Annotated in this window: 1 pseudogene; it reads left to right on the top strand. The window is 29.8% G+C overall.

Annotated elements, in window-relative coordinates:
• Positions 1 to 582: 582 nt before the first annotated feature.
• Positions 583 to 841 (top strand): annotated as a pseudogene (locus GXK56_RS27510) (sugar ABC transporter substrate-binding protein); the annotation flags it as partial.

The raw sequence follows: 841 nt of genomic DNA, 5'->3' as shown, positions 1-841 counted from the left end.
AAGCAGATTTAAAAGCTTATGAAGATGCACTTACTAAAGAAGTAAGAAGAAGAGTGGAAAAATTCGGAAAGAAATAAGCAGTAAATTAATTGATGGCATCTAAAATATGCCATCAATTATATGGAAATAAAAAGCATTTTTTTGATAAAAAGTGCTTTTTATCAGTTTATGTACGTTGTTTATCAATATAATTAGATTACATTTTTATTAAATGATTTTAATAGGAAAAAGATTGGAAGGTTATTTTTAAATGTTAGGCCAATACTTCAATAGATTAAGAATTTATCTAGAAAGTAAGTGAAATTAATTTAGATTTTTTATCATTAACTATAGTAGCTTATTAAGTGGAATGTGCATACATGCTTATCTGAGATAAGAAAACTATGGGAAGTAAGGTGTGTTGTGTTAACTTGTTTTGGTTATTATAGAATCTATAATTTTTAATGTTTTTTATATAATTTATGAGGTTGTTGGGAGTACGCACAAGTGATAAACTAACATTGTAAACGAAACGTTTACAGAAAATGACGCAAAAATAAGGTGCGTACAGATCTATAAAATAAGAAATAGGGGGAAACGTTAATGAGAAAATCCAAATTAATTTTTTCTGTACTCTTAACAGGAGTTATGTCCTTAAGTCTTCTTGCCGGGTGCGGAGGAAGTAAAACTAAGGAAGCAAGCACTAGCTCTGGGGATGGAAAAGTTAAAGAATTTACAGCGTTCTTTGCGACAGCAGGAACAGAAATTCCAGATGATAACAGAGTAAAACAGGCAATAGCTAAAAAAATAGGAGCTACAATAAAAGAACAATGGCTTACTGGACAAACACCTAAAGAAAGAA

This window comes from Clostridium sp. C2-6-12 (assembly GCF_009928485.1).
Lineage (GTDB): Bacteria > Bacillota > Clostridia > Clostridiales > Clostridiaceae > Clostridium.
Note: the sequence above shows the minus strand (reverse complement) of the source record. Positions and strands in the feature narration are given on the sequence as shown.